The sequence below is a fragment of the Streptomyces sp. OfavH-34-F genome (assembly GCF_022347745.1).
Lineage (GTDB): Bacteria > Actinomycetota > Actinomycetes > Streptomycetales > Streptomycetaceae > Streptomyces.
Genome location: NZ_JAKRGC010000358.1, coordinates 1 through 6,022, shown reverse-complemented (window position 1 = coordinate 6,022; position 6,022 = coordinate 1). Strand labels below are relative to the sequence as shown.

Here is a 6,022-nt window from a genome sequence, read left to right as displayed (position 1 = left end):
CCGCGCCCCGGCAGCGCCCGCGCGTCCGCGCGCGCCCGGCGCCACGCCGAGCGCACCGTACGCCGCCCCCGCCTCGAACCCATCAGCTTCACCGAGCGCACCAGGTCACGACCGTTCATGCCGCTCACCCTGCCACCCGCCGGACCGCCAACCACCGCCGTTCAACTTCCGTTCACCCCGCGCCGGGCGTGGCCGGACCACATACCCGGACACCGAACCATGTACGGGCAACCCTGGTGCGAAGGACGATCACGTGGCATCGTCCGTGACGTCGCCTCACGCGCACACCCCGCCCGTGCGCGCGACCTGCGCACACACCGCGTACCCGTCACACCCAGGGAGCCGCCCCCATGACCTCAGCAGCCGACGAAGCTCCCCTGTGGCAGCCCGGTCCCGACCGCGTCGCGGCCGCCGCCGTCACCCGCTTCCAGAGCTGGGCGGCCGCGCACCACGGCGCCCCCGCCGAGGGCGGCTACGCGAGTCTGCACCGCTGGTCCGTCGAGGCGCTCGACACCTTCTGGAAAGCCGTCGCCGAATGGTTCGACGTCCGCTTCTCCACCCCGTACGAGCAGGTCATCGGCGACCGCTCGATGCCCGGCGCCCGCTGGTTCCCCGGCGCCACCCTCAACTACGCCGAACACGCGCTGCGCGCCGCCGAGGACCCCCTGCGCGCCGGCGCCCCCGCCCTGCTCCACGTCGACGAGAGCCACACCCAGACCGCCACCTCCTGGTCCGAGCTGCGCCGCCAGGTCGGCTCGCTCGCCGCCGAACTGCGCGCCCTCGGCGTCACCCCCGGCGACCGCGTCAGCGGCTACCTGCCGAACATCCCGCAGGCCGTCGTCGCCTTCCTCGCCACCGCGGCCGTGGGCGGCGTCTGGACGTCCTGCGCCCCCGACTTCGGCGCCCGCAGCGTCCTGGACCGCTTCCAGCAGGTCGAACCCGTCGTCCTGTTCACCGTCGACGGCTACCGCTACGGCGGCAAGGAACACCACCGCGCCGACACCGTCGCCGAACTGCGCCGCGAACTGCCCGGCCTGCGCGCCGTCGTCCACATCCCGCTGCTGGGCACCGACGCTCCCGAAGGCGCCCTGGACTGGGCCGCCCTCACCGCCGCCGACACCGAACCGGTCTTCGAACAGGTTTCCTTCGAGCACCCGCTCTGGGTCCTCTACTCCTCCGGCACCACCGGCCTGCCCAAGGCCATCGTCCAGTCCCAGGGCGGCATCCTGCTCGAACACTTCAAGCAGATCGGCCTCCACTGCGACCTCGGCCCCGAGGACCGCTTCTTCTGGTACACCTCCACCGGCTGGATGATGTGGAACTTCCTCGTCTCCGGCCTCCTCACCGGCACCACCCTCGTGCTGTACGACGGCAGCCCCGGCCACCCCGACATCAGCGCCCAGTGGCGCGTCGCCGAACAGACCGGCGCCACCCTCTTCGGCACCTCCGCCGCCTACGTCATGGCCTGCCGCAAGGCCGGCATCCACCCGGGACGCGACCTGGACCTCTCCCGCGTCCAGTGCGTCGCCACCACCGGCTCGCCCCTCCCGCCGGACGGCTTCCGCTGGCTCCACGACGAGGTCGCCGACGACCTGTGGATCGCCTCCGTCAGCGGCGGCACCGACGTCTGCAGCTGCTTCGCCGGCGCCGTGCCCACCCTCCCCGTCCACATCGGCGAACTCCAGGCCGCCTGCCTCGGCACCGACCTCCAGTCCTGGGACGCCGCGGGCAAGCCGCTCACCGGCGAGGTCGGCGAACTCGTCGTCACCCAGCCGATGCCCTCCATGCCGGTCCGCTTCTGGAACGATCCCGACGGCAGCCGCTACCACGACAGCTACTTCGACGTGTACCCCGGCGTCTGGCGCCACGGCGACTGGATCACCCTCACCGACCGCGGCTCCGTCGTCATCCACGGCCGCTCCGACTCCACCCTCAACCGGCAGGGCGTCCGCATGGGCTCCGCGGACATCTACGAGGCCGTCGAACGCCTCCCCGAGATCCGCGAATCCCTCGTCATCGGCCTGGAGGAACCGGACGGCGGCTACTGGATGCCGCTCTTCGTCCACCTCGCCGAGGGCGCCACCCTCGACGACGCCCTCCGCGACAGCATCAAGCGCACCATCCGCGAGAACCTCTCGCCGCGCCACGTCCCGGACGAGGTCATCGAGGTCCCGGGCATCCCGCACACCCTCACCGGCAAACGCATCGAGGTTCCGGTCAAGCGCCTCCTCCAGGGAACCCCCCTGGAAAAGGCGGTCAACCCCGGGTCGGTCGACAACCTCGAACTCCTCCGCTTCTACGCCGAACTGGCCCGCCGACGCCGCTGAGCCCGCCACTGTCAGTGGCCATGATTACTCTGAGTGAGCAAAGTTCGACAGCGCACTGGGGGAGATCATGGCGCAGAACAGGAACCAGCGGACCACCGTCCACGGACGGACCCCGACCCTCACCATGCGACGCACGCTGCGCCGCGAAGCACCGACCACCATCGGCCTCCTGGCCGACGCACAGGACTTCGCGGCCATGCGCCGCTACCGCACGTTCACCTTCGACGACCACCGGGTGTACCTGGAGCAGGTGGAAGCCCTGCTCAGGACCCTCACCGCCCAGGGCGTGCACGCCACGCTCGCCCTCTTCGACCCCGAGGAGTACGCGCAGTACTGCGCGGAGGCCGGCATCGCCCCCGACACCCCGGCGGCCCGCAGCCGCTTCACCGCCGAGATCGCCGCCTGCGGCGCCACCGTCACCTACGACGGCCAACCGCTGGACGCGCTGATCCCGCAGCTCATCGGCCGGGCGGCCCGCCGCGCCACCTGGGAGTACGCCACGATGCTCCTGGCCGGTCTCGGCGACTGCGCCGACTGCGGCCAGGACATCGGCCACGCCGCCTTCGACCGCGCCTCCCACCTCTTGCAGCGCACCCTGGAGGCGGCCGGGCCGGGCACCCACCATCTGGTGTGCAGCACCCCCACGGAACACGAACAGCTGCTCGCCGCCTTGCACACCGACCGGGCCGCGGACGGCCCCGCGCGCCTCGACACCGCGGAGGGCGCCGAGTTCGTGAGCGTGCTCGCGGTCGCCATCGCCCTGGAGAGCCCCGGCGGCGTCGTCCTGCGCACCTCCACCCCCGGCGCCCCGGACCGGGTCCACGGCTGGCGGCTCGACCGGGGCTGCCTCGACCCGCTCACCGCGGCCGAGGTCTTCAGTGCCTACTGCACCGACGCCGACACGGGCGAACCCGTCGCCCCCGAATCCGGCGTCGAGTACTGCGCGGGCTTCGACATCGGAGCCGACGCGCCCGAGCAGCACCGCTGACACGGCGAAGGGGCTTCCCGCCGGTCACCGGCGGAAAGCCCCTTCACCCCACATCGTCCGGACGCGGACTACTCGCCCGACAGCACCGCCTGCGCGGCCCGGCGCGCCTCGTCGGCGGTGTCCGCCGCACGCGCCGCCGACGCGGCCCGCTCGCACTGCGCGAGCGTGTACTTGGCCAGCGTGGCCCGCACATACGGAATCGACGCCGCGCCCATGGACAGGGAGGTCACACCCAGCCCCGTCAGCACACACGCGAGCAGCGGATCGGAGGCCGCCTCACCGCACACCCCGCAGCTCTTGCCCTCGGCCCTTGCCGCCTCGGCGGACAGCGCGACCAGGTCCAGCAGCGCCGGCTGCCACGGGTCCTGGAGCCGGGACACCGCGCCCACCTGGCGGTCGGCGGCGAAGGTGTACTGCGCCAGGTCGTTGGTGCCCAGCGACAGGAACTCCACCTCCTGGAGCACCGAGCGCGCCCGCAGCGCCGCGGACGGGATCTCGACCATCGCGCCGAACTTGGCGTTCAGCCCGGCCGCGCGGCAGGCGTCGGCGAACGCCTTGGCGTCCGACCGGTCGGCCACCATGGGCGCCATGACCTCGAGGTAGACGGGCAGCCCCTCGGCGGCCTTCGACAGCGCGGTCAGCTGGGTCCGCAGCACGTCCGGGTGGTCCAGCAGGCTGCGCAGCCCGCGCACACCCAGCGCCGGGTTCGGCTCGTCGGCCGGGGTGAGGAAGTCGAGCGGCTTGTCCGCCCCGGCGTCCAGCACCCGCACCACGACCCGGCCCTCCGGGAACGCCTCCAGGACCGCCCGGTACGCGGCGACCTGCTTCTCCTCGGACGGCGCCTGCTTGCTGTCGTCCAGGAAGAGGAACTCGGTACGGAAGAGGCCCACGCCCTCCGCGCCCGCCTCGACGGCCGCCGGTACGTCACCGGGGCCGCCCACGTTGGCGAGCAGCGGCACCTTGTGACCGTCCGACGTGGCCCCCGGGCCGGTCGCGGCGGACAGCGCCGCCTTGCGCGCGGCGGCGGCGCTCTCCAGCTCGGCCCGCTTCTCGGCGCTCGGCTCGACGAAGATCTCGCCGGTGCTGCCGTCCACGGCCACGGTCGTGCCTTCGGCGAGTTCACCGGCCCCGGGGAGCGCCACCACGGCGGGCACCCCGAGCGCCCGCGCCAGGATCGCGCTGTGGCTGGTCGGGCCGCCCTCCTCGGTCACGAAGCCGAGGACCAGGGCGGGGTCCAGCAGCGCCGTGTCGGCGGGAGCGAGGTCGCGGGCGATCAGTACGTAGGGCTCGTCGCTGTCCGGTACGCCGGGCATCGGTACCCCGAGCAGGCGCGCGACGATCCGGTTGCGGACGTCGTCGAGGTCGGCGACCCGGCCCGCGAGGTACTCGCCGGCACCCGCCAGCAGTGCCCGGTAGGAGGCGAACGCGTCGTACACGCCGCGCTCGGCCGTGCTTCCGACGGCGATGCGGCGCTCCACATCGGCCATGAGTTCGGGGTCCTGGGCCATCATGGCCTGGGCCTCCAGCACGTGCTGGGCCTCACCGCCGGCCAGGTTGCCGCGCGCGATGAGGTCGGCGGCCACGGCCTCCACGGCCTGGCGGGCCCGGCCCTGTTCGCGCTCCGCCTCGTCGGCCGGGATCTGCTTGGCCGGGGGTTCGAGCACCGCGGTGCCCATGTGCCGTACCTCGCCGATCGCCACACCGTGGCTCACGCCTACGCCTCGCAGCGTTGTCTCCATTTCACCCGTCTCCGGTCGTGCGGTGGTCGTTGCCTCCGCGGTGGTGGATATCCAGTCGGCTTTCACTGCGCCGATCGCGTTACTGCCAACCGAACAGGGTGTCGCCGACCGCGACGTCCCCGGACTCGGCGACCTGGGAGAGGGAGTCGGGCGTCGCCTCCAGGGCCACGATCGGGCACACCGGGGACTTGCCGGCCTTCTCCACATCGGACGGGTTCCAGCGGACGATGCCCTGGCCCCGGGTGACGGTGTCGCCCTTGCTCACGAGCAGCTCGAAGCCCTCGCCGTTGAGCTGGACCGTGTCGATGCCGAGGTGCGTGAGCACGCCGTGGCCCTCGCTGTCGACCACCACGAACGCGTGCGGGTGGAGGGAGACGACGATGCCGTCGACGGGGGCGACCGCCTCGGAGGCTTCGCGCACGGGGTCGATAGCGGTGCCGGGTCCGACCATCGCTCCGGAGAAGACGGGGTCGGGTACGGCGGCGAGCCCGATGGCGCGTCCGGCAAGAGGGGACGTCACGGTGGTCATGGGGGCCTCCCAGTGGAGCTTCGAAGGTGCCGCCGCGGCTGGGTCGAAGGACGGCGTACTGTTCAGCAGCGTAAGTCATGAGAAGTCCCGGTTCCGCCCGAGTCCTGGGGATTCGAGGACCTAGGGGCGCACCGGAAACGATTTGCCTCGACTCCCGGTTGCCTGTACTGTCGTACTCCTGCCTGGCCCCAACGCGACATTGAGTCGGGGGTCGGCGGCGGCTTCTGAGCCCAAACCCTAACCCGAAATCGGGCACCCGCATGTCTGCGGGGGGCCGGTCAGGGGGAGCGGAAAGGTTTGGTAGAGTCGGATCTCGCCGGAAAGGGAAACGCGAAAGCGAAGACCTGGAAAGCGAAAAACGTTTGACCCGCTTCGACCGGGAATCGGACACGAAAGAGTCTGATAGAGTCGGAAACGCAAGACCGAAGGGAAGCGCCCG

Annotated in this window: 4 protein-coding genes; 2 read left to right on the top strand and 2 right to left on the bottom strand. The window is 72.1% G+C overall.

The window, feature by feature from the left end; all coding sequences use genetic code 11:
- Positions 1–350 precede the first annotated feature (350 nt).
- Both MHW47_RS30795 and MHW47_RS30790 read left to right on the top strand, forming a co-directional pair.
- On the top strand, positions 351–2,327 hold the full coding sequence (locus tag MHW47_RS30795; protein ID WP_239227161.1) for an acetoacetate--CoA ligase: 1,977 nt from the start codon (positions 351–353) through the stop codon (positions 2,325–2,327).
- Positions 2,328–2,394: 67 nt separating this feature from the next.
- On the top strand, positions 2,395–3,315 hold the full coding sequence (locus MHW47_RS30790) for a hypothetical protein (protein WP_239227160.1): 921 nt from the start codon (positions 2,395–2,397) through the stop codon (positions 3,313–3,315).
- A 68-nt stretch (positions 3,316–3,383) separates the two neighbouring features.
- Here the strand turns inward: MHW47_RS30790 and ptsP are convergent, their stop codons facing one another.
- A complete protein-coding gene (gene ptsP, locus MHW47_RS30785; protein ID WP_239227159.1) occupies positions 3,384–5,054 on the bottom strand; it encodes a phosphoenolpyruvate--protein phosphotransferase in 1,671 nt (556 codons plus the stop codon).
- Positions 5,055–5,133: 79 nt separating this feature from the next.
- The gene (locus MHW47_RS30780) at positions 5,134–5,583 is read right to left on the bottom strand and encodes a PTS glucose transporter subunit IIA (protein WP_239227158.1); all 450 of its coding nucleotides are present in this window, start codon (positions 5,581–5,583) and stop codon (positions 5,134–5,136) included.
- Between the last annotated feature and the right edge of the window lie 439 nt (positions 5,584–6,022).

Excerpts from the sequence above, each read along its gene's own strand:
- MHW47_RS30795 (WP_239227161.1), top strand. The coding sequence starts at position 351 with ATGACCTCAGCAGCCGACGAAGCTCCCCTGTGGCAGCCCGGTCCCGAC.
- MHW47_RS30790 (WP_239227160.1), top strand. The coding sequence starts at position 2,395 with ATGGCGCAGAACAGGAACCAGCGGACCACCGTCCACGGACGGACCCCG.
- ptsP (WP_239227159.1), bottom strand. The coding sequence starts at position 5,054 with ATGGAGACAACGCTGCGAGGCGTAGGCGTGAGCCACGGTGTGGCGATC.
- MHW47_RS30780 (WP_239227158.1), bottom strand. The coding sequence starts at position 5,583 with ATGACCACCGTGACGTCCCCTCTTGCCGGACGCGCCATCGGGCTCGCC.